Raw genomic sequence first — 24,913 nt, 5'->3', positions numbered from 1 at the left:
GAAAGCACTTATTTCTACGATTCAATTTATGAATATCAGTAACAAGGACCTCAACCTGCTGCACCTGTTCCAGGTGCTCTACGAAGAGCGCAATGCCTCACGCGCCGCCGAGCGCCTGACCCTCAGCCAGCCCGCGCTGAGCCACAAGCTCAACAAGCTGCGCCACCAGTTCGGCGACCCGCTGTTCGTGCGTGCCCCTCGCGGCCTCACGCCAACGCCCAGGGCCCACGAACTGGCGCCCCAGGTGCAGAGGCTGGTCGAACAGTTGCAGGACTTCTACAGCCGCTGCGATGGCGAGGACTTTCTCGCCCGCCCGGCGCAGTTGCACCTGTACAGCACCGACTACCTGGAGCAGACCCTGTTGCCCAGGCTACTGCCGATCCTGCGCAGCCAGGCACCGAACCTGACACTGGTCACCCACAACACCCGCGGCGAACTGCCTCGCGAGGCGCTGGAGAAAGGCACCTGCGACCTGGCCATCGCCGGCTTCTACAGCGGCCTGCCCGACACCTTCCATCAGCAGCGCCTGCTCGGCGAGGACTTCGTGGTGCTGGCCGCCGCCGACCATCCCCATCTGCGCGATGGCCTGACGCTCGAAGCCTTCCTGGCCTGCGAACACCTGCTGACCACGCTCACCGGCGACCTCGACGGTCGGGTCGACCGCGCCTTGCGCGCCCTCGGCCAGCAACGCCGGGTAATCGCCGGTCTCTCCAGCTTCATCGCCCCCACGCGCCTGATACACGGCACCGACTTGCTGCTGACCTGCCTGCGCTCACTGGCCGAGGACGCCGTCGAACGCGACCCGGCCCTGCGCGTCCATGCCTTACCCCTGGAGCTGCCGCGTGTCGAGGTGATGCAGATCTGGCACGAACGCACCCATGCCGACCCGCTGCGCCGCTGGTTTCGCCAGCAGGTCCGGGAAGTGGCGGCGCAGGTCACTGCACCAGCTGGTTGATCTCGATGATCGGCATCAGCACCGCCATGACGATCAGCAGCACCACGCCGCCCATGACCACGATCATCAGCGGCTCGAGCAGCGCGGTCATGCCCATGGCCCGGCGCTCGATGTCCTTGGCCAGGCTGTCGGCGGCGCGGTCGAGCATCGGCGGCAGGTTGCCGGTCTTCTCGCCGCTGGCGATCAGGTGGATGAGCAGCGGCGGAAAGACCTTCTCCACCGCCAGCGCCGACGCCAGCCCGGCGCCCTCGCGCACCCGCGCGGTGGCCTCGCTGACGCACTGGTCGAGGCGGTCGTTGCCCAGGGTCTGGCGCGCCGCTTCCAGCGCGCGCAACAGCGGCACGCCGGCGCTGCCCAGGATCGCCAGGGTCGAGGCGAAGCGCGCGGTGTTCAGGCCAAGCACGAAGCGCCCGAACAATGGCAAGCGCAGGACCCGCGCATGCCAGGCCAGGCGTGCCGTCGGCGCGCGCAGGTAGGCTCGCCAGCCCCAAAACATTCCAGCCAGCGCCGCGAAGCACAGCACGCCCCACTCGCGCACGAAGTCGCTGGCCGCGAGCATGGCCAAGGTCAGCCCCGGCAGGTCCTGACGTGCCTGGGTAAAGGCGCTGACCACCTGTGGCACCACGTAGCTGAGCAGGAAGATGACGATGCCCACCGACACCAGGCCGACCACGCCTGGGTAGATGAATGCCGTGAGGATCTTGCCACGCAGGGTGTTGCGGTCCTCGATGTAGTCGGCCAGGCGTTCCATCACCTGGGCCAGGTCGCCGGACTCCTCGCCAGCCGCCACCAGCGCCCGATAAATGTCGGGAAAGTCACGCGGGCGCTCGGCCAGCGCATCGGCCAGGCGCATGCCGCTGCGCACATCTGCACGCACCGCGCCCAGCACCTGGGCGACATGCTTGCGCTCGGCCTGCTCCAGGGTCGCGCCCAGCGCCGCCTCCAGCGGCAAACCGGCGGCCAGCAGGCTGGCCAGCTGGCGCGTGGCCCAGGCCAGGTCGCCATCGGACAGTTTCGGGCTGAACAGGCCAGCGCCCTGCCCGGCCGCCTGCGCCTCGACCTCCAGCGCGGTCAGGCCCAGGGCGCGCAACTGGGCCATCACCGCGCCTGGGCTGTCGGCTTCGAGCAGGCCATTGACGATGCGCCCCTGGGCGTCGGCGGCTTCATAGCGATAGCGGTTCATCAGGCGTCCCGTGTCACGCGCAGGATTTCCTCGAGGCAGGTACTGCCGTTGTCGACCCAGCGCTGGCCGTCCTCGCGCATGCTGCGCATGCCGTTGCGCCGGGCGGCGGCGCGCAGGGCTTGCTCGTCGGCGCCCTGATGCACCAGGCCGCGCACCTCGTCATCCACGCAGAACAGCTCGTGGATGCCGGTGCGGCCGCTGTAGCCGCAGTGGTTGCAGTGCGCGCAACCCACCGCCCGATACTGCCCGGGCGTGGCCGGGTCGGGTTCGCGACAGTGCGCGCACAAGCGCCGCACCAGGCGCTGGGCCAGCACCCCGAGCAGCGCCGAGGCCAGCAGGAACGGCTCGACGCCCATGTCGACCAGGCGGTTGACTGCCGACACCGCGTCGTTTGTGTGCAGGGTGGCCAGCACCAGGTGCCCGGTCAGCGAAGCCTGCACGGCAATCTGCGCGGTCTCCAGGTCGCGGATCTCGCCGATCATGATCACGTCCGGGTCCTGGCGCAGGATCGCGCGCAGCGCGACGGCGAAGCTCATGTCGATGCGCGCGTTGACCTGGATCTGGCTGATCCCCGGCAGGTCGTACTCCACCGGGTCCTCGACGGTGAGAATATTGCTCACGCTGGCGTCCAGCCGCGCCAGGGCAGCATACAGGCTGGTGGTCTTGCCCGAGCCGGTAGGCCCGGTGACCAGCACGATGCCGTGGGGTTGGCGAATCAACTGGTCGAGCCGCGCCAGCAGCGTCGCATCCATGCCCAGGGCCTCCAGGCGCAGGCGCCCGGCCTGCTTGTCGAGCAAGCGCATCACCACCCGCTCGCCATGACCGGTGGGCACCGTCGAGACGCGAATGTCGATGGGCCGCCCGGCCACGCGCAGGGCGATGCGGCCATCCTGGGGCAAGCGCTTCTCGGCGATATCCAGCTGCGCCATGATCTTGATCCGCGACACCAGCGCGCCATGCAGCGCCTTGCGTGGCGAGACCACGTCGCGCAGGGTGCCGTCCACTCGGTAGCGCACCAGGCAATGGCCCTCGAACGGCTCGATGTGGATATCGCTGGCCTGATCACGCGCGGCCTGGGTGAGCAAGGCGTTGATCATGCGGATCACCGGGGCATCGTCCTGGGCTTCGAGCAAGTCGGTGACTTCCGGAATGTCCTGCAGCAGGCGATCGAGATCGACCTCGTTCTCGGCCGCGCCCACCACCGCCGCGGCACTACCGGTATCGGCGTAGGCACTGACCAGCAAGGCGTCCATTCGCGCCTCGTCGAGTGCCTCGATGCGCACCTGGCCATGCCGCCGGCGCACCTCGGCCAGCGCCCATGCCGGGCTCGACGGGCAACGCGAAAGGACCGTGCCGTCCTCGCCTGCCTCCTGCAGCACCAGGCGCTGGGCCTTGGCCCAGGCATAAGGCAGGCGACTCACCGGGCGGCCTCGTCGATCGGCACCGCGCGAATCGACGCCCGAGGCGTGCCCAGCAACGCAGGCTGGACGCGGCCCTGACCGGGCACGCCCTGCTCGACCGGCGGCAGCAACGGCATGTCCATGTCCGGCAAGGCCCAGGAGTGCTCGGGCTTGAGGCTGCCCTGGGCACGGCGAATGAAGTCGTAGCGGTTGAGGGTGATGCTGCGCCCGACGGCCGCATCGCGCACGATGTACGGTCGCAGGAACACCATCAGGTTGGTCTTGGTGCTGGAGCGCCGCTCGCTGCGAAACAGCGCGCCGACCCCTGGCAGACCGGACAGCCATGGGATGCCTTCGTTGCTCTGGGTGTAGCCGTCCTGCAGCAGGCCGCCCAGCACCATGATCTGGCCGTCGTCGAGCAGGATGCTGGTGTCGATCGCGCGCTTGTTGGTCACCGTGCCGGCGGCGCTGGAAGCGCGCTGGTCGACGCTGCTGACCTCCTGGTAGACATCGAGCTTGACCGTGCCGCCCTCGGAAATCTGTGGGCGCACGTTCAGGCGCAGGCCCACCTCTTCGCGCTGGATGGTCTGGAACGGGTTGTTGCTGTTGCCACCGCCATCGGTGACGTACTGGCCGCTGACGAAGGGGATGGTCTGGCCGACGAAGATGCTCGCCGCCTCGTTGTCCAGTGTCAGCAGGTTGGGCGTCGACAGCACATTGCTGCCGCCCTTGCTCTTGAGCGCGCGGGCCAGCACCTTGAGATCGAGCACCTCGCCGATGCCCGGAATCTTCACCGTGCCATCGACCACCCCCACCGACAGCCCAGGCGGTAGCACGTCGATGCTGCTCGGCCCCTTGACCAGCCCGCTGCCTCCCAGGTTGGCGCCACCGAACACGCCGTTCTTGCCCAGGTTGCCGGCCTGCCACTGGATACCGAATTCGTTGGCGTCATCCTCCCCCACTTCGACGATCAGGCTCTCGACCACCACCTGGGCACGGCGCTGGTCGAGCAGGTCGATGACCTCGCGCAGGCTGCGATACAACGGCTCGGGCGCGGAGATCAGCAAGGTATTGGTGGTCTTGTCGGCCTGGATGGTCGCGCCGCCTGCGGAGAATGCCGTGCCCTGGTCGTTCTGCGACGGGTTGCTGGCGTAGCCATTGGGCGTACCGCCAGCTCCCAGGCCGTTGCTTCGGTTCGCATTGGCAGTGCTGTTGTTGCCCTGGGTGTTCGTTTGGCCGGCGGTGTTAGCGCCGGTGCCACTGCCGCTGGCGAGCATGCCACCACCGCTGAGTTTCGAGCGGGTGTCGTCGCTGCCGGCGCTGTCGCTCTCGCCGGTCAACAGCCCGCGCAGGCTCTGTGCCAGCTTGTCGGCCTGGGCGTTGCGCAGGTACACCACATGCAGGTTGCCGCCACTGTTCTGGGCGTTGTCGAGCTTGTAGATGAGGTCGCGGGCGAGCTGGGTGCGCTCGGGGCTGCCGGAGCGAATCACCACGCTGTTCGAACGCGGATCGCCAAGCACGCTGATTTTCTGCGTCGGGTCGCTACCCTGGCTGTCGAGCAGCTCGTTGACCATGCTGGCGATATCGCTGGCGATGCCGTTCTGGACCGCCACCACATCGGTGTCGATGGCGCTGGGGATATCGACCCGGTCAAGAATCTGCGCTACCCGCTCGAGGTTCTCGGCGTAGTCGGTGACGACGATCGTGTTGTTGCCCGGATAGGCATTGATCGGGTTGTCCGGCGAGACGATCGGGCGCAGCACCGGGATCAGGTTGACCGCGTTCTCGTACTGCAGGCGGAAGGTGCGGGTGACCATGCCGTTGCCGGCGTCACGGTCGCCGCTCACCAGCGCGCCGCCAAGCAGCTTGGCATCGGCCTGGGGCACCACCTGGGCCACTCCGCCGACATCGACCACGCTGAAGCCTTGCATGCGCAGCGCCGACAGCAGCATGGCGTAGGCCTTGCTCGCGGGGATTTCGCCTTCGGAGACCAGGGTCAGCTGGCCCTTGACCCTGGGATCGACCAGGAACTGCCGCCCGGTGGCGCGGGACAGGCCACGCACCACCGCCTGGATGTCGGCATCGACGAAGTTCAGTTGCACCGGCTGTTCGCCCAGCGGATTGCTCGGCGCCGGGACCTGCACGCCGCGGCTGTGACGCTGCCCGACCCGCGGCGGTAGCTGGCGGGGTGCCGGGCGCGCATCAGCGCCCGCCTGGGCAGGATGCGTCGGCGCGGCCAGCATGGCCGGGGCCGGCGCCAATGGGCGGCCCAGCTCGCTGCTGGCCAGGGGGCTGGTCGAGGCTGGCGGATGGGCACAGGCGCCAAGCGCCAGGGCCAGCGCCAAAGGCGCGAACGGCAGCAGCCGTGAAGGAAGGCAGGTCATGAAGGGTCCTTAGCGCCAGGCGCCTGATCCATGCGAAGGGTTCCGGAAAACGTCACGGGGTGGCCGGCGTCGGCGTCCGGGTCCCGGCGCAGGTCGAACTGGCCGATGCTCAACCCCAGGCGGGACGGCACGTGCTGCAGCCACGCCATGGCGGCTTCAGCCGGGGCCTGGCGCCAGTCCAACCGCCACCCCTGGCCATCGCCGGCAAGCCGCGACTGAGCCTGCAGGCCGGCGTCGTCCAGGCTGCGCCGCAACGCCTCGTCGAGATCGCCGGGCCGCGTCGCCAGGCGCGCAGCCAGCAGCGTATCGAGAGCCTGCGCCTGGCTGCGCAACCTGGGGGTTTCGGCTTGCCAGTGCTCGATCCTGGCCAGGGCCGGCGCAATCAGGACCTGCCAGCCGAACAGCACCACGAGCAGGGCCGCAGCCACGCCTATCGCTCGTCGCTCACGCGCAGCCAGGGCTTGCCAACGTTGCCGGGCCGCGCCCAGGCGAGCCCTAATCGACATGAGCCAGTTCCTCGTTCGTCGCACTGGACGCACGCAAGCGCCAGCCCTGCCCACTGGCCTTGACGTCGATGCCGCGTGCGGCAAGATCGGCCTGCCAGGCGCTGTCGGTGGAGGCCTTGCTACGTTCGCTCATTGGCGTCAGGCTCAGCACGCCATCCTCATAGGCGATCGCCGCGACATTGCCGGCCAGAAAGGGCATCGCCCGGCCGGCCCCCTCGAGCAACGCGTCCACCCCAGTCACCGCGGCGCCTGATGCGCCCTGCAACTGCTGGCGGGCCTGCTGCAATGGGTTGAGCACCACCGGCAGCTGCGGGAAGGCTTGGCGTACCTGGGCCACCATGCGCATGCGCAGCCCTTCGCCTTCACTGGCCAGGTGCGCGGCATAGAGATTCAAGCCCAGGCACCAGACCAACGCCGCCGCGCCCCAGATCGCCACCGTGCGCGTCACGTCAAGGCGCTTCGCCGGCCCTTGCAGGCCACCGCCGAGGTCTGGCGGCGACAGGGTATCGAGCGGTTGCGCGAACAACCCGCCCAGACGGATCCTGTCGGCCAGCAGCCAGGCTCGCAGCCGTGTCAGTTCATCCTGGCCGAGCCAGGCCACCGCGACCCGACCATCGCTCTGCCGGGTACCGTGGGCGACATGCACCTGCCCCGGATCCCCCAGCAGCAGCCCCTGCACCGCGCAGCGCACGGCGGCCTCCAGGCGTTTGCCGGTCAACGGCGGCAACGCGATGGCCACGACCAGGCTGTCGTCTTCGTGCAGGTGCAGGCGCCAGGTCGCCCCCCCGGCCTCGGCGGCCAGCTGCGCGCGCGTGGCCTGGCCATGGCGTGCGCCGTGACGGTAGTCGAGGACCGAGGCCGCCTGCAACGCGGCCAGCGGTGGCAGTTGGATCTCCAGCGTCGTGCTCATGCGCCCCCCCTTGTCCAGATGACATCCGCCAACTGCCCCTCGCGCAGGCGCAGCAGCGCCTGCATGGACAACAGGCGCGCGCCCTGGCGGGCCTGGCCGTGCAGGCGGAACCAGTCGCTGTTGATCCCGACCCGCACATCGCTCATGGCCAGTTGCGGCATGCGCAGGCGATTGACGAAATCACCCCGGTTGATGAACCAGCGCCCACCATCGCGCTCGCCCACCAATGCCACGGCCTGCGGCAATGACAAACCCGGTACCTGAGCGGCGAGGACCTCGGCACTGGCGGTGTTGCCATTGATCCAGGTGAGCGCTGGCAACACGGTGACGAAGCGCCGCAGGCGCCGTAGGGTCTTGGCGTCCATGCCCTCGAGCGCGGCAAAGGCGTCCAGGTCGCGCAGCATTGGGCGCTTGGCCGGTCGCGGCGCGGCAGCGCTGGCCGGCGAGGTCAGCCGCCCGCTGTCGAACCCCCGGGCGGCGCCAGCCTCGGTTACGGGCGGGCGTTGCGGATAGCTGTCGAGCACCCGCCCGACAATGGCCGTGACCAGGCGCTCTTCGATGTCGATCAGCCGGCACAGGCGCTGAAACGTCGCCAGCGCCTCGGCATCGACCTGGCCATCGACCACCAGATTGCGCAGGTTGAACTTGCCCTGTTCATCCTCCAACTGCCCGTCGAACCGCACGCCACCCAAGGGCACGTCCAGGATTGGCCGGGCCCAGGGTTGTCCATTGCGCACCAGCGGGTCGCGCCGGCGCTGGTCAAGCAGCAGCTGACGGCTGAGCTGCACGCCGCCCTCCAACGCCCATTGCCCTTGCAGCGCCAACTGGCGGTTCTCCACCTCACGGGTAAGCACCCCCTGACGCTCGATCATGCCAGCGGCGATCACCGCCACCACCGCCGCGATCAGCAAGGCGCTGATCACCGCCATGCCCTCCTGGCGCGCCATGGCCGGTCACAACTGCCACGAGCCGATATCGCTGTTTACCCCTTCGCCACCGGCCTGGCCGTCGGCTCCCAGGGAGAACACGTCGATCTCGCCGTTGGCGCCCGGGTTCAGATACTGGTACGGGCGGCCCCAGGGGTCGTTGGGCAGGCGATCGAGATAGGCACGCCATTGACCTTCCTTGGCCTGGGCCGGTTTTTCCACCAGGACCTTGAGGCCCTGGTTCTGGCTCGGGTAGCCACCATTGTCCAGCCGGTAGAGCTTGAGCGCCTGCATCAACCCGGCAATGTCCTGGCGCGCCGCGGTGGCGCGGGCCTGGTCGGGACGATCGAGCACCTTGGGCACGACCATCGCCGCGAGGATCCCGAGGATCACCACCACCACCATGATCTCGATCAGGGTGAAGCCTTGCTGGCGGCAACGGCGACCTGTGGCGCTGCGACGGGCGATCTGCATCTCGGCATTCCTTGCTTGAGTTCGAATCGGGGGCCGATTGTTGCAAGCCGGTATGTCACGGATATTGAAAAAGCTCGGGAGTGGCCGTCGTCAAACCGTCATCGCACCGCTCTACAGTGCCGCTTTGCCCTGGGCGGAGGGAGCGCCGTGCGCGCCACCGAAGATGGCTTCACCCTGATCGAAGTGCTGGTCGCGCTGACCATCGTCGCCGTGGCCATGGCCGCCGCCGTGCGGGCCAGCGGCTTGATGACCCAGGGCAACGGGCTGTTGCGCGACAAAGGGCTGGCCTTGCTGGCGGCCCAGGGACGGCTCTGCGAGCTACGACTCGAGGGCGGCGCCAGGCCGGGCGTGCGGCAGTTCGAGTGCGACCAGGGGCACTTGCGCCTGCGCTGCGAGCAGCGGGTGACCCGCTCGCCGGGAGGGATGCTGGAGGTGTCGCTGCTGGTGTTCGATCGCCAGCACGCAGGGCCGGCGTTGGCGCGGTTGCAGACGCTGCTCGGCGCGCATCCGCCATGACCCCGCTCTGCACGTCTCTGTGGGAGCGGGCTTGCCCTGCGATGGACTCGCCAGACGCTTGCGCCGAACGCCCTGAATTCAGGATGCCAGCGAGGCCCGCTCGCCCTCCTCGCTCCGCGCGGCATAGCGCTGCGCCAGCACCGCGCACACCATCAGCTGGATCTGGTGGAACAGCATCAATGGCAGGATCATCGCGCCGATGCCGCCACCGACGAACAACACCTGTGCCATTGGCACACCGGTGGCCAGGCTTTTCTTGGAGCCGGCGAACAGGATCGTGATGCGGTCCTCGACACTGAAACCGAGCACCCGACCCAGCAGGCGGGTGCCCAGCAACACCACCGCCAGCAGGATCGCGCACACCGCGAACAGCCCGGCCAGGTGCTGCGGCGAGACCGTGTGCCACAAGCCGGTGACCACCGCCTCGCTGAACGCGGTGTACACCACCAGCAGGATCGAGCCCTGGTCCACCACCTTCAGCCAGCGCGCATTGCGCTTGACCCAGGCGCCGATCCAGCGCCGGGCAATCTGCCCGGCAACGAACGGCACCAGCAGCTGCAAGGTAATCTTGAGCACCGCATCCAGGCCGGACCCGGTGTCTGCGGACGCCCCGAGCAACATCACTACCAGCAATGGCGTGAGGAAGATCCCCAGCAGGCTCGAGGCCGCCGCGCTGCAGATGGCCGCCGGGACGTTGCCACGGGCCAGCGAGGTGAAAGCGATGGCCGATTGCACCGTGGCCGGCAAGGCGCACAGGTAAAGCACGCCCAGGTACAATTCGTTGCCGACCAGGGGCACGAACAGCGGCTTGAACGCCAGCCCCAGCAACGGGAACAGCACGAAGGTGCAGGAAAACACCAACAGATGCAGGCGCCAGTGGCCGGCGCCGGCGATGATCGCCTCGCGCGACAGCTTGGCGCCATGCAGGAAGAACAGCAGGCCGATGGCCAGGTTGGTCAACCAGCCGAACAGCACCGCCCCCTCGCCGGAGCAGGGCAGCACGGTGGCGATGAACACCACCCCGAGCAAGGCCAGGGTGAAATTGTCGAACAGCATGCGCAGGTACTTCATGACAGGTCCCGTCTTGTCTTTGTGCAAGCCAGGACGATAAGGTCTCGGCCTGCGAACCGCTAACGCCGGAACCCCTGCCAGTGTCGCGCAACGGACACCAGGGTCATCGCCCGACGCCCCCTGCCTCGCCCTTCCCATTGATTCACGACAAGGAACGCCCATCATGAAACGCCCCCACCTGCTGCTGGCCACCGTGCTGGCAATGGCCGCACCGCCACTGCTGGCCGATACGCTGCAAAGCACCGTCGATGGCGTGATCCAGCCGTTGATGCGCGAACAGGGCATCGCCGGCATGGCCGTGGCGGTGTATGCCAACGGCCAGTCGCACTACTTCAGCTATGGCTTGGCCGACAAGGCCAGCAAGCAGGCCGTGAGCCGCGACACGCTGTTCGAGGTCGGCTCGGTGAGCAAGACCTACACCGCCACCCTCGCCGCCTTGGCCAGCGCCGAAGGCAAGCTCGACCTCATGGCCCCCGCCAGCCGCTACCAGCCCGCCCTGGCCAAGGCGCCGATCGGCAGCGCCAGCGTGCTGGAACTGGGGGCCTACAGCGGCGACTGCCTGCCGCTGCAGTTCCCCGACGAGGTGCAGACACCCGAGCAGACCCTGGCCTGGTTCCAGCACTGGCAGCGCCGCGCCGAACACGGTACCCAGCGCTGCTACTCGAACCCGAGCCTGGGGCTGTTCGGTGACCTGGCCGCCCGTGCGCAGCAGCGTCCGTTCAGCGAGCTGATGACCCAGAACCTGTTGCCTCGCCTGGGCCTGAAGCACACCTACCTGGAAGTACCGGCCAACGCCCGTGGCCTCTATGCCCAAGGCTACGACGCCCAGGACCGACCGATACGCGTCAGCCCCGGCCCTTACGCCGACCAGGCCTACGGCATCAAGACCAGCGCCAGCGACCTGCTGCGCTACGTGCAACTGCAACTGCAGCCCGCCGAACTCGACCCGGCCTTGCGCCAGGCCATCGCCATCACTCACACAGGCTTCTTCCAGGTTGGCGCCATGATTCAGGGCCTGGGCTGGGAGCGCTACCCCTACCCGGTCGCGCTCGACACCCTGCTGGTCAACAACGGCGCGAAGATGATCCGCGAAGCCCAGGCCACCCAAGCACTGACCCCAGCCCTGCCGGCCGAGTCCGCCGCCTGGTACAACAAGACCGGCGCCACCAGTGGTTTCGGCGCCTACGTCGCGTTCGTGCCGTCCAAAGGCATGGGCATCGTGCTTTTGGCCAACCGCAACTATCCCAACGAAGAACGCGTGCGCGCCGCGCAACGCATTCTCTCGAGCCTGGAGTGACGGCATGCTGAAGATCCTGGGCAAGGCCTCGTCGATCAACGTGCGCAAGGTGCTGTGGACCTGCGTCGAATTGAACCTGCCGTTCCAGCGTGAAGACTGGGGCAGCGGCTTTCAGCCCACCGACTCGCCGCAGTTCCTGGCGCTGAACCCCAACGCCATGGTGCCGGTGATCGTCGAGGGAGATTTCGTGCTCTGGGAGTCCAATACCATCCTGCGCTACCTGGCCAACCAGCACGGCGGCGCGCACCTCTACCCCAGCGCGCCCCGTGCCCGGGCGGCGGTGGACCAATGGCTGGACTGGCAGGCGACCGATCTGAACGACGCCTGGCGCTACCCATTCATGTCCCTGGTGCGCCGCTCGCCAGCCCATCAGGACTCGGCCCTGCTGGCCAGCACCAGCGCCCAGTGGGCGGCGAAGATGCGCCTGCTCGAACAGCGCCTGCAGGCCACCGGTGCCTATGTGGCCGGCGATACCTTCAGCCTGGCCGACGTCGCCATCGGCCTGTCGCTCAACCGCTGGTATCGCACGCCGCTGGAGCACCCGGTGCTACCGGCCCTGGCGGCCTACCATGCGCGTCTGCGCCTGCGTCCAGGCTTCCTGGAGCACGGCGACAATGGAACCGCCTGACAGTTGAAGCAGGATTGTCGGACAAGATGTAGTGCTTAAAAATTTTCACTACAAATGTATTGACGCCTTTCCCAAGCCTTGTGCATGATGAGGCCGTCTCCCTGATCGGGAGCGGTGGCAAGGGTGTTCCAGACGGTCTGCGCGGTAACGCAGGCCGTCCGTGGAGAGGGAAACTGCCCAGAAGGCAGCGTGAGAAAGCCCCTGTTGCGATGCTGCTGTAGCAGCCTTGGTTAGCGCGCTACATGTCGTGGCGCCCAATGTGAATTTCAGCCGAACTTCACCAACGAATGAGAGTAATGGGGGCTTTATGATGAACTTGAACAACAATCCAACCATCGACCAATTGGCTCAGCTGTTCGCCGCGCGCAAGGACAGCCTCGACGACCACCTGCTGTGGGTCAGCCAGTCCGGCGAAGTTCGCCTGGATCGCCTGCCACCGAACACGGTCGAGGATGAATTCGAATCGCACATGCCCAGCATGCGTGCCCGTTTCAAGGTCTACCGCCGTGGCCAGGGCTACGTCGGCAAGAAGGCCGCCGCCGACACCAGCTTTGTCGGTCGCGTGCTCCAGACCCTGCAACAAGAATGGCCTGGCGCCCGCGAGCGGCAGGCAGTCAAGGTGATCGACTCGCTGAACTGAACCAGCCAGTAACGCACCTCATCTTCAGCCCGGCCCCGCAAGGCCGGGCTTTTTCATGCTGGCATCAGAGGCGCCAGGTGCCTGCCGCAAGCCTTGCGGCGCCCACGCCGAATACGCTCAAGCCTGCAGCCGCTCCGGCGCCGGCAGCGGCAAGGCACCCGTGGCCAGGGCTCGCGCCCGATCCACGCCCCACACCAGCGCGCGGGTCATGGTTTCACCAGGGCACGTGGGGTAGTACTCCTCCAGCAGGGCCTTGCCATCGCGAGCGTACAGCCCCAGAAACAGTTGCGTGGCCCCAAGCCGGGAAAGCCGCACCTGCACATCGATGCCGGTGCCGTCGCTCAGTTCCTCGTCGTGACAGCGGCTGTGCAACTGCGCATCGGCCCACCGCCAGTAGGTCTCTTCCCTGATTCGCATTGAAGTCGATACTCCGTGTCTGAAATGCCGCGCAAGAAAAGCACAGCAGCAGGCCGGCGGCGAGGGTGACTCGCCGATACCATGAGCAGGATCAAGAAATGGCGGGAAAAGCACGCCGCTGGGCGGTTCAGCGCCAGCTGGCGCAGGCTGTCGCCTGGGCAGCTCCGCGCCCACAGTGCCTGTAGGAGCGGGCTTGCCCCGCGATGGCGTTCAGCGTTGTTTCACTTCTTCGACGGGACACGTGGCGTGAACCGCCCCTTCTTGGCGCGCTGCAGATGCGCCGGTTGCAACTGCTCCGAGTCGTCCAGCGTCATGTTGGCAAAGCCCAGGCGCAACGCCGACTGGCCGCAACGCACCTGGCTGTTGATCGGAAACGCATCGTTCAGGTCTTCGAAATAGGATTCGCTCATGCCCTGTGTCCCTCCAATGGCGACCGTGCCGGCAAGCAATACGCCTGCCCAGAGAAGCGACGGCCCGTTGAAGTGAGACTAGCCGGTCATTTGCGGACCAGTCGGACAAATTTTACCAGCCCGACCAGTGGCAACTGGCCTTACTTCAGACGCACCGCCGTGCCGGTGGCGAACACCACGACCATGCCGCCCTGTACCGAAGGCATGCTGATCTCGAAGTCCACCCCTAGCACGGCATCGGCTTGCAACTGCCGTGCCCGTGCCTTCAGTTCCTCGGTGGCCTGCTCCCGCGCCAGCTTCAATGCGCTTTCCAGGGTCTGTGAACGGCCACCGAAGAAGTCGCGAAAACGTGCGAAGAAATCGCGCACGAAGTTGATCCCCTGCACCGATTCGGCGCTGACCACGCCAAGGTATTCGGCAACGGGACGGCCTTCGAGCTGGCTGGTGGTACTGATGATCATGGGCGGCTCCTGAGTCAAGAAAATAGGACGATCCTAGCAAATCCACGCCCGGCAAAGCGCCCGTGACGGCCCTTCATGGCCATAGCCGGACCGCACGCCAGGTCGACGCCTGCGCGGTGGCCGTATAACGCCAGCGCTTGTGGTTGCGATCAGTGGCGCCCTGCCAGAACTCCACAACCGTCGGTGCGACGGCATAGACCTGCCAGCCGGGCTCCACATGCTCGGGGTGGGTTTCAAGCAATGCCTGCGCATCGGCAAGGCGCGTCGCCAGCGCCCCTGGATCGTCCATGACCGCGCTTTGCCGAGAGGCTATGGCACTGGCGCGAGAACCGACAGGGCGATCGAGAAAGTCCTCGGCGCATTCCTGCCTCGACAGCGCCACCGCCTCGCCGCGCAGACGAACCTGCCGCCCCAGCACGGGCCAGTAGAACGTGAGCGACACCTTCGGCTGACACTCGATTTGCCGCGCCTTCGGACTCTCGCGCTTGACCGCGAAATGCCATCCTCGCGCATCGACATTCTTCAGGATCAACACGCGCGCATCGGGCCAGCCATGCTCATCGACGGTCGAAAGCGTCATGGCGTGGGGCTCACGCACACCCGCGGCCAACGCCGAGTCCAACCACTGCGCGAAGGCTTCCTGGGGCGTGGCGGGCATGGCCGTCAGGTCAAGGTCCGGCAGCGGTCCCTTGAGCGACGGAATCTGCCTCAGCCTATCTTTGATGGACAATGTGTCCGAGGTGGGATGAACCATCGAGCGTCTACCTCCGCTAATCAGGATGGAGCAACCAATGACTGTTTTTTGCCTTGATACTGCTGCGTTTGTACAGAACCTCGCCGATACAGGCTATCCTTCGGCCGCTTGCCTGCGCAAAGGACGGCCCAGGAAAGTGCCCGATCCGCTCATTCACACCCGGTTTCCAGCGCTTCATGACTTCGACCACCGTTGATTCGAACAGCACCACCGACCGCATCCTGTTCCTGCTCAAGACGCGCGGGCCGCTGAAGACCGCCGACCTCGCGCAATTGCTCGCCATCACCTTCGAAGCCACGCGCCAGCAAGTGCAGAAACTGCAGGCCGCCGACCTCGTCAGCGGTGTGATGGTGCCGGCCAAGGGCGCTGGACGGCCTTCGCAGAAATGGGCGCTGACCGCGACCGCCCAGCGCCGCTTCCCCGACGCGCACAGCGTGCTGACCCTGCAACTGATCGAGAGCGTCGAGGCGGTCTTCGGCAACGACGGCATCGACCGCCTGATCAGCCGCATGGAAGACAGCAACAGCCGTGAATACCAGCAGGCCTGCGCCGATGGCCAAAGCCTGGAGGACAAGGTGCGCATCCTCGTGCAGTTGCGCGAGCGCGCCGGCTACATGGCCGAGATGCAGGCCGACGGCAGCGACTGGCTGATCGTCGAGAACCACTGCCCGATCTGCATCGCCGCCACCCGCTGCCAGGGGTTCTGCCGCAGCGAGCTGCAGGTGTTCCAGGCGGCGATCGGCGACGTGGCGCAGGTCGAGCGTTGCGAGCACCTGATCTCCGGCGACCGCCGCTGCGTCTACCGCGTTTCGCCGAAGTAGGCTGCAATTTTCCGACAAATGCGCGAGCGGGCCTGCCCCGCGACATCGCCTCGTCCTGCAATCGTGGCGCCTGGCACCGGCTACGCCGGTGTTCGCGGCTAAAGCCGCTCCCACAGGGATCGACGCCATCTGACTCGCCTACGGACCCTCGCTCCCCCACCCCAGCGCCTTGTACAACGCAATCGCATCCAGGTACGAGGCCGTTTCCGCCTCCGCCACCTCACGCTTGATCGAGAACAGCGCACGCTGGTTCTCCAGCACCGCAAGGTAGGTCCCGGCGCCGCGACGGTAACGCTTGTTGGCGATATCGATGGCCACACTGCCATGCCCGGCGGATGCCACCAGGCGCTGCAGGCGCGATTGATTGCGCACCAATTGCGTCACCGCATTCTCCACTTCCTCGCGCGCCTGCAGCACGGTCTGTTGGTAACGCGATTGCCGGCCGTCGGCCAGCGCTTCGCGGGCGCGCAGGCGTGCCCGGGCATTGCCCAGGCGCAAGGCGGGCCAGGTGACCATCGGCGCCAGCTCGTAGGCCCGGGCGGCATTGCCCAGGTCACCGCCGCGCAGGGCGAAAAAGCCGATGAAGCCGCCCAGGTCCAGGCGCGGGTACAGTTCGGCGGTGGCGGCGCCGACATCCTCGGTGCTGGCAGCCAGTTCACGCTCGGCGCTGACCACATCGGGCCGCTGGCCGATCAGCGCATCGACATCGCCCAACGGCAACTGGCCCGCCAGCGGCGGCAGGAACGGCGCGGCGTCCTGCTCGCGGCTGCCCGGCACCTGGCCGGTCAGCACATCGAGACGGTAGCTGGCCTGCTGGATCGCCGCCTGCAACGGCGGCACCGCCGCTTCGCTGAGCAGCAGGTTGGCGTGGGCGTTCTGCTGGTCTTCGTACTGCCCGCTGCCGGCACGCACCTGGGCCGTGGTCAGCTGCAGGGTTTCGCGCCAGGCCTCGACCTGGTCCTGGGCCACGGCGAGGCTGCGCTTGAGCCCCAGGGCGAGGTAATAGTTGCGGGCAACCTCTGCGGCGATGCTCAGCCGGGCCTGACGCAGGTCCGCCGCCGCCGCGTCGGCACGAGCCTCGGCGGCGTCGGTCAGGCGCTGCAGGCGACCGAACAGGTCGATCTCCCATTGCACGTCGAAACCGGCCCGATACTGCTCGCCGCGCATGCGCCGCGGATCACCGCCATCGGCTGGTTGCTGCTGCTCCAGGTTCTGGGTGTAACCGGCGCGGGCGCTGACCCAGGGGTAGCGATCGAGGCTGCGATCGTCGAACAGCGCCCGCGCCGCCAGCAGGTTGGCACGGGCCTGACGAATGTCGTGGTTGTTGGCCAGGGCCTGGTCGACCAGGCGCACCAACTGCGGGTCGTCGAAGAACCGCCACCACTGCGCGGGCAACTCGCCACGGGCGGCAAAGGCGGCGTGCTGCGGGCTGTGCACGCCACTGGCCGGGATCTCGGGCTTGCGGTAGTCGGGACCGACGCTGCACGCAGACAGGGCCATCAGCGACGCGATCAAGAGCGGCTTCACGGCTGGCCCTCCAGGGTTTGCGCCAACGAGCGGGCCCGCGGCGAACGTGCCGTGCTGGCATGGTCGCGGGCCAGCAGGCTGTAGATGGTCGGCAGCACGAACAGGGTGAACAATGTCCCGACCAGCATCCCGGTGACGATCACCACCCCCAGCCCGAAACGGCTGGCAGCGCCTGCGCCCGAGGCGAACAGCAGCGGGATCAGCCCCACTACCATGGCCGCCGTGGTCATCAGGATAGGCCGCAGGCGGATCTGCGCGGCCTTGCCGATGGCCGTGCGCCGGTCCAGGTGCTGCTCGGCCTGCAAGGTGTTGGCGAACTCGACCATGAGGATGCCGTGCTTGCTGATCAGCCCGATCAGCGTCACCAGGCCTATCTGCGTATAGATGTTCACGGTGGCCACCCCCAGCGCCAGGGGCAGCAGCGCGCCGCTGATCGACAACGGCACGGTGATCAGGATGATCAACGGATCCACCAGGCTCTCGTACTGCGCCGCCAGCACCAGGTAGATCACCAGCACGGCGGCGAGAAAGGCCAGCATCAGGGCGTTGCCCTCCTGCTGGTACTGTCGGGCGTCGGACTGCCAGTCGATGCTGAAGCCGGCGGGCAGTTCAGCGGCGACCTGCTCGAGGAACGCCACGGTGTCGCCCAGGGTGACGCCGGCGGCCGGGATGCCCTGGAAGGTTGCCGCGTTCTGTTGGTTGAACTGGGTCAGGCGGTTGGGTTCGACCTGCTCGCTGACCTGTACCACGGTGGACAACGGCACCAGCCGGCCCTCCTCGCTGCGCACGTACTGCCGGGTCAGGGCCTGCGCGGTCAGGCGCTGGTCGCGCGGGCTCTGAGCGATGACATCGTAGGAGCGGCCATCGAGGCCGAAGCGGTTGAGGTAGTTCTCCCCCACCAGCACCGCCAGCGACTCGCCGATGTCCTGCATGCGGATGCCCATGCTGTTGGCCTTGGCCCGATCGACCCGCACCTGCACCACCGGGTTGTTGTAGTCCAGGTCGCTGTCGACCACGGCGAACAGGCCGCTTTGCCGGGCCTTGGCCTTGACCTGCTCCATGGTGTCGAACAGCACCCGGTAGTCCTGGGAGCTACGCAGCACCATCTGCACCGGTAGGCCGCCCGTTGAACCTGGCAACGCCGGCAGCTGGAAGGCGAAGATGCTGGTGCCCTCGACATCGTTCACCGCCGCCTGCAGGTCGAGCTGGATCTGCGAGGCGTTGCGCGCACGCTCGTCCCACGGCTGCAGGTTGATGCCGCCAATGCCCGAGGCGATGCCGTCACTGCCATTGATGATCCAGGTGCTGACGGTCTCCGGCAGGGTGCGGTAGACCGCATCGAGCTTGTCGGCAAAGCGTTCGACATAGGCCAGGTTGGCATGCTGCGGCGCCTTGATCGCGGTGAGCAGCCCGGCCTGGTCCTCGGTCGGCGCCAGCTCGCGCTGTGCCAGGCTGTACAGCAGCGGCAGGCTGACCAGTACCAGCAAGGCGAAGCCGACGCTGATCCAGCGGTGCTTCAGGGAGAACCCCAGCACATGGGCGTAGCGCTCGGCCAGCCAGTCGAAGAAGCGGTTGGCGGCATGGGCCATGCGCCCTTCGGACTGGCGCGCATCGAGCAGGAACGAACTCATCACCGGCGACAGGGTCAGCGCCACGATCCCGGAGACCACTACCGCGCCGGCCAGGGTCAGGGCGAATTCGCGGAACAGCGCGCCGGTCAGCCCGCCCATCATGCCGATCGGCGCGTACACCGCAGCCAGGGTGATGGTCATCGCGATCACCGGCCCGGCCACTTCGCGCGCACCGATCAAGGCCGCCGCCACCGGCGTGCGCCCTGCTTCGATATGCCGATGCACGTTCTCCACCACGACGATGGCGTCGTCCACCACCAGGCCAACCGCCAGCACCATGGCCAACAAGGTCAACAGGTTGACACTGAAGCCGAACGCCAGCATCAACGCCGCCGCCCCGAGCATCGACAGCGGAATGGTCACCACCGGAATCAGTACCGTGCGCAGCGAGCCCAGGCACAGGTAGATCACCACCACCACGATCGCCAGGGCCTCGAGCAGGGTCTTGCTGACCTCGTCGATGGAGGCCTGGATGAAGCGCGCCGTCTCGAAGGCAAGTTCGGCCTTGACGTCCGGCGGCAGGGTCTGGCGGATCTGCGGCAGCAACTGGCGTATGCCCTCGACGATCACCAGCGGGTTGCCGCCCGGCGTGGCGAACAGGCCCAGGTGCACCGCCGGCACACCGTCCATGCTGGCGCTGGTCTCGGCCGAGGCCGCGCCCAGTTCGACGGTGCCGATGTCGCGGATGCGCACCAGGCCATTGCCATCGTTGCGGATCACCAGCTCGCGAAAATCACCGACCGAGGTCAGGTCGGTGTCGACGCGGATATTGGCGATCACGTACTGGCCCTTCACCTTGCCAGGCGCCGCCTGGTAGTTGTTGCGCCGCACCGCCTCGGCCACGTCGGCCGCGGTGAGGCCGCGGGCGGCCAGGCGCGCCGGGTCGATCCACAGGCGCATGGACAGAGTCTGGCCACCGAACACCTGGACCTTGGCCACGCCTTCGATGGTGCTGAGCAACGGCTCGACCACCCGCGTGAGGTAGTCGGTCATGGCCGGGATCGGCAGGCTCGGGCTGGCGAAGCCGATATAGGCCACCGCCGTGGACTCGCCGGCCGAGCGCTCGATCACCGGGTCGTAGGCACGCTCCGGCAGGCGGTAGCGCACCTGGTTGACCTTGGCCATCACCTCGGTGAGGGCCTGGGTCGAGTCACGGTTGAGCTCCATGCGCACGGTGACCAGGCTGCGGCCCTGCACCGAGGAAGACGACAGGTAGTCGATGCCCTCCACCGACGACACTGCCTGGGCGATCGGCTGGGTGACGAAGCCCTGCATCAGCTCGGCGGGCGCGCCGGGGTACTCGGTGGTGATGGTGATCGTCGAGCTTTCCAACAGCGGATACTGACGAATCGGCAACTGCAGCAGCGACAGCAGCCCCAGCAGCAGGATCAAGGTGCTGACCACCAGCGCCAGCACGGGCCGGCGAACGAACAGGTCGGTGAATGTCATGACGGGTTCTCGCTGGGTTCAGGCGCCGCTGGCCGGGGCTTGCAGGGTGTCTTCGACGGCTTGCACGGCGGTGCCGTCGCTCAGGCGCAGTTGCCCGGACACCACGACTTGGTCGTCAGCGCGCAGGCCTTGCTCGATCACCACCCGACCGGCTTGGCGCTCGCCGGTGCGCACCGAGACCCGCTGAACCACCAGCGCCTCGGCGGCGGCGTCGTGACGGGCGACGAACACGGTGTCGCCGTAGGCGGTATAGGCCACCGCGGTTTCCGGCACCGTCAGCACCTGGCCGAGGTCCGGGCTGGCGACCCGCACACTGGCGTACATGCCGGCGGCCAGACGCGCATCGGGGTTGGCCAGGGTGGCCTGCACCTGCACCGTGCGCGAACGGCCGATCAGTGGGTCGATAGCGCTGATGCGGGCGCTGAACGGTGTCTCGGGAAAGGCGTCCAGACGCACCTCGACCGCCTGGCCGGGGCGCAGCTGGACGCTGAGTTGCTCTTCGAGGGAGAAGTTGACATAGAGGTTGCGGGTGTCGATCAGGCTGACCACCGGATCGCCTACCCGCAGGTATTGCCCCTGGCTGACCCGGCGGATCCCCAGGCGGCCGTCGAAGGGGGCGCGCACGGTCTTCTGGGCGATCACCGCCTCGGTACGGGCCAGTTCGCCCAGGGCCATGTCGCGGGCCGCCAGGGCATTGTCCAACTGTTCCTGGGTGGCGGCGTTCTCACGCAGCAGGGCCGTCACCCGTCGATGATTGGTGCGCGCATTGTCGAGCTGGGCCTTGAGCCGCAGGCGCTCGGCCTGCTCGGGCGCGTCGTTGAGGGTGACCAGCACATCGCCTTTGCGCACCTGCTGGCCAGAGCTGAAGTTGATCGCGGTCACCCGGCCACCGATCTCGGTCGACACCAGCACCTGGTGTACCGCCTCCAGTTCGCCGACGCCGTCGAACGAGCGCTTTTCCGGCGCCTTCTGCACCGTGGCCAGGGCGACCTTGACCAGGTGGCGTGGCGGCGGCGCGACAACCTCGGCGCGACCGCCGTGGCGCCAGGCCAGGCCAGCGGTAGTGATCAGGCCCAGCACCAGGGCGCTGGCGAATATCGCTTTACCGTTCATTGCACGCCCTCGCCTCAAGCCCATGTCAGGTTGAACAGGAAGAACGCCAGGATTGCCCACAGCACCAGGATCAGATGGGTGAGTTGCAGGCCCTCCTGACGAATCCAGTAGCCGAACCACAGGCCGCCGAGCAGCATGGCGAAGGTGCAGGCGAGGAACGCGCTCAACGCCAGGTTCAGCCAGGCCCGGGCCAGCAGAGGATCCTGGGCGACGATCAACCCGTAGCAGCCGGTCCAGGCCGCCAGGCTGGCGACGATCTGCAGCAGCAGGATCACCAGCAGCGCGGCACGGGCCAGCCCGGCCGATTGACAGGCCCTGCGCAACAGCGGGAATTCGATGGCAGGTGGCTGGCGCAGCGGCGCCATGGCCAGGGTGGCGCCAATGGCGCCCATGGAACTGGCGAAGGCCTGCAGGTTGTTCAGTACCGCGATGCTCAACCAGAGCGCCAGGCCGATAGCCTGGGTGGCCTGGAACAGCCACAGGGAGGTGTGCAAATCCATATCAACGTCCGTATTGATGACCTGGGTCGAAGGGCCTCAGGCAATTACACAAGAAAACGCTTGGATATTAGTGGCAGCCTTGCCGATGCACAAGTGCTGCCATTACAGGAGCACGGCGAGAATGGGGAGTTGATGCGGATCAGTGTCGACGCTGCGCGAGCAAGGGTCTTGCTCGGATTCCTCAACCTGGCGCCGATCCCTGTGGCAGCGGGTTTACCCGCGAAGCGAGCCACGCGGCGCCTGGCACCGGCTGCGCCGGTGTTCGCGAGCAAGCTCGCGCCCACAGGGATGGCGCATGGCGCGAGGTCAGTGCGCGCTGGCGGCGCGCAGGCGCTGGCCCAGGCGCGGGCCGAACACGTTGATCAGCAGCCCGAGCATCACCAGCAGTGCGCCCCAACCCTGTACCTCGGTCAAACGCTCGCCCAGCAGCAGCGCCGAGGAACTCAGGCCGATCACCGGCACCAGCAGCGAGAACGGCGCCACCTTGCCCGCCGGGTGACGCGACAGCAACGTGCTCCAAAGGCTGTAGCCGACCATGGTGGCGACGAAGGCCAGGTACGCCAGCGCCAGCACCGAGCTCCAGCCGATGTTGGCCAGGGCGTGGCCGATCCGCTCGGGACCTTCCAGCCACCAGGACAGCGCCAGGAACGGCAGCGGCGGGATCAGCCCGCCCCAGATCACCAGGGCCACCAGGTCCACCTTGCCGAAACGTCGGGTGATGATGTTGCCCATGCCCCACATGGCCCCCGCGCACAGGGTCAGCAGCAAGGCGACCAGCGGCACATGGCCGCTGTCCTCGCTGCCGATCACCGCCAGCCCGCTGGCCGCCACCAGCAGCCCCAGCACACTGGCCAGGCGCAACCGCTCACCGAGGAACAGCGCGGCGAAGCCCAGGGTGAAGAACGCCTGGGACTGCAGCACCAGCGAGGCCAGCCCGGGCGGCATGCCGCTGTACATGGCCTGGAAGAGAAAGGCGAACTGACCCAGGGAGATGGTCGCGCCGTAGGCGATCAACCAGCGCCAGGGCAGGTTCGGCCGGCGAATCAGGAACACCGCGGGGAAAGCCACCAGCAGAAAGCGCAATGCCCCCAGCAGCATCGGCGGCAGCCCGTCGAGGCCGACCTTGATGACCACGAAATTGACGCCCCAGGCGATGATCACCACCAGGGCGATCAGCAGGTCCTTGAGTGGCATGGCACGCATTCCTTCTTCAGGCTTGTTATAGACATATTTGGTTACAGCATAAGGGCTTTGCGCCGCAGCGGACCAGCACAGTTGGACGTCACCCTTGCGCAACAGTCCGCTGTTTGGCCGCCAACGAACACTCGTCAGCGCGCGCAAGCTTCACTTGACCTGACTTGTATATACATGCTGATATCGAATTTCGGCCATCGCCCTGCGTCCCGCCGATAGCCGCCGCCCTTCACAAAAACAACGAAGCGGAGCCCTCCCCGATGTCCAGCAAACCTGTGATCGAGCGCCGCTCGATCGACTACATCCCCGAGTCCGAACGCCATGGACGGGTGTACAGCCAATTCACCCTGTGGCTGGGAGCCAACCTGCAGATCACCGCGATCGTCACCGGCGCACTGGCCGTGGTGCTCGGCGGCGACGTGTTCTGGTCGTTGATCGGCCTGTTCATCGGACAGGTGATCGGCGGCGCGGTGATGGCCCTGCACGCAGCCCAGGGGCCACGCCTCGGGCTGCCGCAGATGATCTCCAGCCGCGTGCAGTTCGGGGTCTACGGCGCGGCCATCCCCATGGTCCTGGTGTGCCTGATGTACCTGGGTTTCACCGCCACCGGCACGGTGCTCTCCGGCCAGGCCATCGGCCAGTTGCTGAGCATCAGCGACAGCGCCGGCATTCTGATCTTCGCCGGGGTGATCGTGCTGGCGACCCTGGCCGGCTATCGGGTGATCCACTGGATCGGCCGCGTGGCCAGCGTGCTGGGGATCATCGCCTTCGTCTACCTGTTCAGCCGCATCCTGATGCTCGCCGATATCGGCCAGTTGCTCGACAACCGCCACTTCAGCTGGGCCAGCTTCCTGCTGGCAGTGTCGCTGGCCGCCTCCTGGCAGATCGCCTTCGGCCCATACGTGGCTGACTACTCGCGCTACCTGCCCAGCAACACCTCGCCGCTCAAGACCTTCCTCGCCGCGGGCCTGGGCTCGGTGATCGGTGCCCAGGCCTCGATGATCCTCGGCGTGTTCGCCGCGGCCATCGCCGGTGGCCAGTTCTCCGGGCGCGAGGTCGCCTACATCGTCGGCCTGGGTGGCGCCGGCACCACCGCGGCGCTGCTGTATTTCAGCATTGCCTTCGGCAAGGTGACCATCTCCACCCTCAACAGCTACGGCAGTTTCATGTGCATCGCCACGATCATCAGCGGTTTTCGTGGCCACCTGCGGATCAGCCGCGCGCAACGCCTGGTGTTCGTGCTCGGCATCGTCGGCGCGGCGACCCTGGTCGCCCTGCTCGGCCAGCATTCGTTCCTCAGCGCCTTCAAGTCGTTCATCCTGTTCCTGCTCACCTTCTTCGTGCCGTGGAGCGCGGTGAACCTGGTGGACTACTACTTCATCACCAAGGAGCGCTACGACATCCCGGCGCTGGCCGATCCCCGGGGCCGCTATGGCCGCTGGAACTGGCCGGGCATCGGCGTGTACACCTTCGGCGTGCTGGTGCAGATGCCGTTCATCGATACCAAGCTGTATACCGGCCCCATGGTCGCGCACCTGGGCGGCGTGGATGTGTCGTGGCTGATCGGGCTGGTGGTGCCAAGCGTGCTGTACTACTGGGTCGCCCGCCACCGGGCAGCCGAGGCGCCGGCCAGCATCATCGTGCCGGGAGCGCGCTGAACTCGACCGCGCCCGCAGGGGCGCTGTCATCTTTCGGTCAAGCAACTGTCGTAATCTGCGGCGCAACTTCGTGCCAAAGGGCAACGGC

Annotated in this window: 24 protein-coding genes; 7 read left to right on the top strand and 17 right to left on the bottom strand. The window is 67.2% G+C overall.

Features of this window, described 5'->3' with window-relative positions; genetic code table 11:
- Positions 1-28: 28 nt before the first annotated feature.
- Positions 29-955, top strand: coding sequence for a LysR family transcriptional regulator (locus ACYUME_RS12100; protein WP_460419022.1), 927 nt, complete (start codon positions 29-31; stop codon positions 953-955).
- Here ACYUME_RS12100 and gspF read toward each other — a convergent pair.
- The 7 genes from gspF to gspG are packed head-to-tail and all read right to left on the bottom strand — an operon-like array spanning position 936 to position 8,738.
- Positions 936-2,138, bottom strand: coding sequence for a type II secretion system inner membrane protein GspF (gspF, locus tag ACYUME_RS12095; protein ID WP_460419020.1), 1,203 nt, complete (start codon positions 2,136-2,138; stop codon positions 936-938). The genes ACYUME_RS12100 and gspF overlap by 20 nt on opposite strands.
- On the bottom strand, positions 2,138-3,559 hold the full coding sequence (gspE, locus tag ACYUME_RS12090) for a type II secretion system ATPase GspE (protein WP_460419019.1): 1,422 nt from the start codon (positions 3,557-3,559) through the stop codon (positions 2,138-2,140). The genes gspF and gspE overlap by 1 nt, the downstream gene beginning before the upstream one ends.
- Positions 3,556-5,922 carry a type II secretion system secretin GspD gene (gspD, locus tag ACYUME_RS12085; RefSeq protein WP_460419017.1) on the bottom strand — a complete coding sequence of 789 codons (2,367 nt, stop codon included), beginning with the start codon at positions 5,920-5,922 and terminating at the stop codon, positions 3,556-3,558. Before gspD ends, gspE begins: the two co-directional genes overlap by 4 nt.
- Positions 5,919-6,428: a type II secretion system protein GspM gene (gene gspM / locus ACYUME_RS12080; RefSeq protein ID WP_460419016.1), complete on the bottom strand. Its 510-nt coding sequence runs from the start codon at positions 6,426-6,428 to the stop codon at positions 5,919-5,921. The genes gspD and gspM overlap by 4 nt, the downstream gene beginning before the upstream one ends.
- Positions 6,418-7,338, bottom strand: coding sequence for a GspL/Epsl periplasmic domain-containing protein (locus tag ACYUME_RS12075; protein WP_460419015.1), 921 nt, complete (start codon positions 7,336-7,338; stop codon positions 6,418-6,420). The genes gspM and ACYUME_RS12075 overlap by 11 nt, the downstream gene beginning before the upstream one ends.
- Positions 7,335-8,285 (bottom strand): type II secretion system minor pseudopilin GspK, encoded by a 951-nt coding sequence (gene gspK / locus ACYUME_RS12070; protein WP_460419014.1) that lies wholly within the window; start codon positions 8,283-8,285, stop codon positions 7,335-7,337. The genes ACYUME_RS12075 and gspK overlap by 4 nt, the downstream gene beginning before the upstream one ends.
- Positions 8,286-8,291: 6 nt before the next feature.
- A complete protein-coding gene (gspG, locus tag ACYUME_RS12065; RefSeq protein ID WP_460419013.1) occupies positions 8,292-8,738 on the bottom strand; it encodes a type II secretion system major pseudopilin GspG in 447 nt (148 codons plus the stop codon).
- 147 nt (positions 8,739-8,885) lie between these two features.
- Here gspG and gspI point away from each other — a divergent pair, with 147 nt between their 5' ends.
- The gene (gene gspI, locus ACYUME_RS12060) at positions 8,886-9,254 is read left to right on the top strand and encodes a type II secretion system minor pseudopilin GspI (protein ID WP_460419012.1); all 369 of its coding nucleotides are present in this window, start codon (positions 8,886-8,888) and stop codon (positions 9,252-9,254) included.
- A 78-nt stretch (positions 9,255-9,332) separates the two neighbouring features.
- On the opposite strand, the gene ACYUME_RS12055 is transcribed toward gspI, so the two are convergent.
- Positions 9,333-10,325, bottom strand: coding sequence for a bile acid:sodium symporter family protein (locus tag ACYUME_RS12055; RefSeq protein WP_279883791.1), 993 nt, complete (start codon positions 10,323-10,325; stop codon positions 9,333-9,335).
- A gap of 163 nt (positions 10,326-10,488) precedes the next feature.
- Between ACYUME_RS12055 and ampC the strand changes: the two genes are divergently transcribed.
- From ampC to ACYUME_RS12040, 3 genes are all read left to right on the top strand, one after another.
- Complete coding sequence (ampC, locus tag ACYUME_RS12050) at positions 10,489-11,622, top strand: class C beta-lactamase (protein WP_460419011.1); 1,134 nt, start codon at positions 10,489-10,491, stop codon at positions 11,620-11,622.
- Positions 11,623-11,626: 4 nt separating this feature from the next.
- Entirely contained in the window at positions 11,627-12,250 is a 624-nt protein-coding gene (locus ACYUME_RS12045; RefSeq protein ID WP_279883795.1) for a glutathione S-transferase family protein, read from the top strand.
- 307 nt (positions 12,251-12,557) lie between these two features.
- A complete protein-coding gene (locus tag ACYUME_RS12040; protein WP_279883797.1) occupies positions 12,558-12,890 on the top strand; it encodes a hypothetical protein in 333 nt (110 codons plus the stop codon).
- Between the two features lie 117 nt (positions 12,891-13,007).
- On the opposite strand, the gene ACYUME_RS12035 is transcribed toward ACYUME_RS12040, so the two are convergent.
- The 4 genes from ACYUME_RS12035 to ACYUME_RS12020 form a co-directional block, all read right to left on the bottom strand.
- Positions 13,008-13,307, bottom strand: a complete 300-nt coding sequence (locus ACYUME_RS12035; RefSeq protein ID WP_279883799.1) for a hypothetical protein — start codon at positions 13,305-13,307, stop codon at positions 13,008-13,010.
- Between the two features lie 221 nt (positions 13,308-13,528).
- Positions 13,529-13,717: a hypothetical protein gene (locus tag ACYUME_RS12030; RefSeq protein ID WP_279883801.1), complete on the bottom strand. Its 189-nt coding sequence runs from the start codon at positions 13,715-13,717 to the stop codon at positions 13,529-13,531.
- 140 nt (positions 13,718-13,857) lie between these two features.
- Positions 13,858-14,178, bottom strand: coding sequence for a YbjQ family protein (locus ACYUME_RS12025; RefSeq protein WP_279883803.1), 321 nt, complete (start codon positions 14,176-14,178; stop codon positions 13,858-13,860).
- Between the two features lie 73 nt (positions 14,179-14,251).
- A complete protein-coding gene (locus ACYUME_RS12020; RefSeq protein ID WP_460419010.1) occupies positions 14,252-14,932 on the bottom strand; it encodes a pyridoxine/pyridoxamine 5'-phosphate oxidase in 681 nt (226 codons plus the stop codon).
- Positions 14,933-15,108: 176 nt separating this feature from the next.
- Here ACYUME_RS12020 and ACYUME_RS12015 point away from each other — a divergent pair, with 176 nt between their 5' ends.
- Positions 15,109-15,753, top strand: coding sequence for a helix-turn-helix transcriptional regulator (locus ACYUME_RS12015; protein WP_279883807.1), 645 nt, complete (start codon positions 15,109-15,111; stop codon positions 15,751-15,753).
- Between the two features lie 138 nt (positions 15,754-15,891).
- Here the strand turns inward: ACYUME_RS12015 and ACYUME_RS12010 are convergent, their stop codons facing one another.
- The 5 genes from ACYUME_RS12010 to ACYUME_RS11990 form a co-directional block, all read right to left on the bottom strand.
- Entirely contained in the window at positions 15,892-17,253 is a 1,362-nt protein-coding gene (locus ACYUME_RS12010; RefSeq protein WP_460419342.1) for an efflux transporter outer membrane subunit, read from the bottom strand.
- A gap of 23 nt (positions 17,254-17,276) precedes the next feature.
- Positions 17,277-20,360, bottom strand: a complete 3,084-nt coding sequence (locus ACYUME_RS12005; protein ID WP_279883809.1) for a MexW/MexI family multidrug efflux RND transporter permease subunit — start codon at positions 20,358-20,360, stop codon at positions 17,277-17,279.
- Between the two features lie 18 nt (positions 20,361-20,378).
- Positions 20,379-21,473 carry an efflux RND transporter periplasmic adaptor subunit gene (locus ACYUME_RS12000; protein ID WP_460419009.1) on the bottom strand — a complete coding sequence of 365 codons (1,095 nt, stop codon included), beginning with the start codon at positions 21,471-21,473 and terminating at the stop codon, positions 20,379-20,381.
- Positions 21,474-21,487: 14 nt separating this feature from the next.
- Positions 21,488-21,973, bottom strand: coding sequence for a DUF2165 family protein (locus tag ACYUME_RS11995; protein ID WP_460419008.1), 486 nt, complete (start codon positions 21,971-21,973; stop codon positions 21,488-21,490).
- 306 nt (positions 21,974-22,279) lie between these two features.
- Positions 22,280-23,167 carry an EamA family transporter gene (locus ACYUME_RS11990; RefSeq protein WP_279883815.1) on the bottom strand — a complete coding sequence of 296 codons (888 nt, stop codon included), beginning with the start codon at positions 23,165-23,167 and terminating at the stop codon, positions 22,280-22,282.
- 260 nt (positions 23,168-23,427) lie between these two features.
- On the opposite strand from ACYUME_RS11990, the gene ACYUME_RS11985 reads away from it, so the two are divergent.
- Positions 23,428-24,825 carry a purine-cytosine permease family protein gene (locus ACYUME_RS11985; RefSeq protein ID WP_279883817.1) on the top strand — a complete coding sequence of 466 codons (1,398 nt, stop codon included), beginning with the start codon at positions 23,428-23,430 and terminating at the stop codon, positions 24,823-24,825.
- The last annotated feature ends 88 nt before the right edge of the window (positions 24,826-24,913 follow it).

It is taken from the genome of Pseudomonas sp. microsymbiont 2 (assembly GCF_054788395.1).
This window is presented reverse-complemented; position numbering and strand designations above follow the sequence as displayed.

Excerpts from the sequence above, each read along its gene's own strand:
- ACYUME_RS12010 (WP_460419342.1), bottom strand. The coding sequence starts at position 17,253 with ATGGCCCTGTCTGCGTGCAGCGTCGGTCCCGACTACCGCAAGCCCGAG.
- ACYUME_RS12025 (WP_279883803.1), bottom strand. The coding sequence starts at position 14,178 with ATGATCATCAGTACCACCAGCCAGCTCGAAGGCCGTCCCGTTGCCGAA.
- ACYUME_RS12100 (WP_460419022.1), top strand. The coding sequence starts at position 29 with ATGAATATCAGTAACAAGGACCTCAACCTGCTGCACCTGTTCCAGGTG.
- ACYUME_RS12035 (WP_279883799.1), bottom strand. The coding sequence starts at position 13,307 with ATGCGAATCAGGGAAGAGACCTACTGGCGGTGGGCCGATGCGCAGTTG.
- ACYUME_RS12075 (WP_460419015.1), bottom strand. The coding sequence starts at position 7,338 with ATGAGCACGACGCTGGAGATCCAACTGCCACCGCTGGCCGCGTTGCAG.
- gspG (WP_460419013.1), bottom strand. The coding sequence starts at position 8,738 with ATGCAGATCGCCCGTCGCAGCGCCACAGGTCGCCGTTGCCGCCAGCAA.
- ACYUME_RS12030 (WP_279883801.1), bottom strand. The coding sequence starts at position 13,717 with ATGAGCGAATCCTATTTCGAAGACCTGAACGATGCGTTTCCGATCAAC.
- ACYUME_RS12000 (WP_460419009.1), bottom strand. The coding sequence starts at position 21,473 with ATGAACGGTAAAGCGATATTCGCCAGCGCCCTGGTGCTGGGCCTGATC.
- ACYUME_RS11985 (WP_279883817.1), top strand. The coding sequence starts at position 23,428 with ATGTCCAGCAAACCTGTGATCGAGCGCCGCTCGATCGACTACATCCCC.
- gspF (WP_460419020.1), bottom strand. The coding sequence starts at position 2,138 with ATGAACCGCTATCGCTATGAAGCCGCCGACGCCCAGGGGCGCATCGTC.
- ACYUME_RS11995 (WP_460419008.1), bottom strand. The coding sequence starts at position 21,973 with ATGGATTTGCACACCTCCCTGTGGCTGTTCCAGGCCACCCAGGCTATC.
- ACYUME_RS12005 (WP_279883809.1), bottom strand. The coding sequence starts at position 20,360 with ATGACATTCACCGACCTGTTCGTTCGCCGGCCCGTGCTGGCGCTGGTG.
- gspK (WP_460419014.1), bottom strand. The coding sequence starts at position 8,285 with ATGGCGCGCCAGGAGGGCATGGCGGTGATCAGCGCCTTGCTGATCGCG.
- ampC (WP_460419011.1), top strand. The coding sequence starts at position 10,489 with ATGAAACGCCCCCACCTGCTGCTGGCCACCGTGCTGGCAATGGCCGCA.
- ACYUME_RS12015 (WP_279883807.1), top strand. The coding sequence starts at position 15,109 with ATGACTTCGACCACCGTTGATTCGAACAGCACCACCGACCGCATCCTG.
- gspD (WP_460419017.1), bottom strand. The coding sequence starts at position 5,922 with ATGACCTGCCTTCCTTCACGGCTGCTGCCGTTCGCGCCTTTGGCGCTG.
- ACYUME_RS12040 (WP_279883797.1), top strand. The coding sequence starts at position 12,558 with ATGATGAACTTGAACAACAATCCAACCATCGACCAATTGGCTCAGCTG.
- gspM (WP_460419016.1), bottom strand. The coding sequence starts at position 6,428 with ATGTCGATTAGGGCTCGCCTGGGCGCGGCCCGGCAACGTTGGCAAGCC.
- ACYUME_RS12020 (WP_460419010.1), bottom strand. The coding sequence starts at position 14,932 with ATGGTTCATCCCACCTCGGACACATTGTCCATCAAAGATAGGCTGAGG.
- ACYUME_RS12045 (WP_279883795.1), top strand. The coding sequence starts at position 11,627 with ATGCTGAAGATCCTGGGCAAGGCCTCGTCGATCAACGTGCGCAAGGTG.
- ACYUME_RS11990 (WP_279883815.1), bottom strand. The coding sequence starts at position 23,167 with ATGCCACTCAAGGACCTGCTGATCGCCCTGGTGGTGATCATCGCCTGG.
- ACYUME_RS12055 (WP_279883791.1), bottom strand. The coding sequence starts at position 10,325 with ATGAAGTACCTGCGCATGCTGTTCGACAATTTCACCCTGGCCTTGCTC.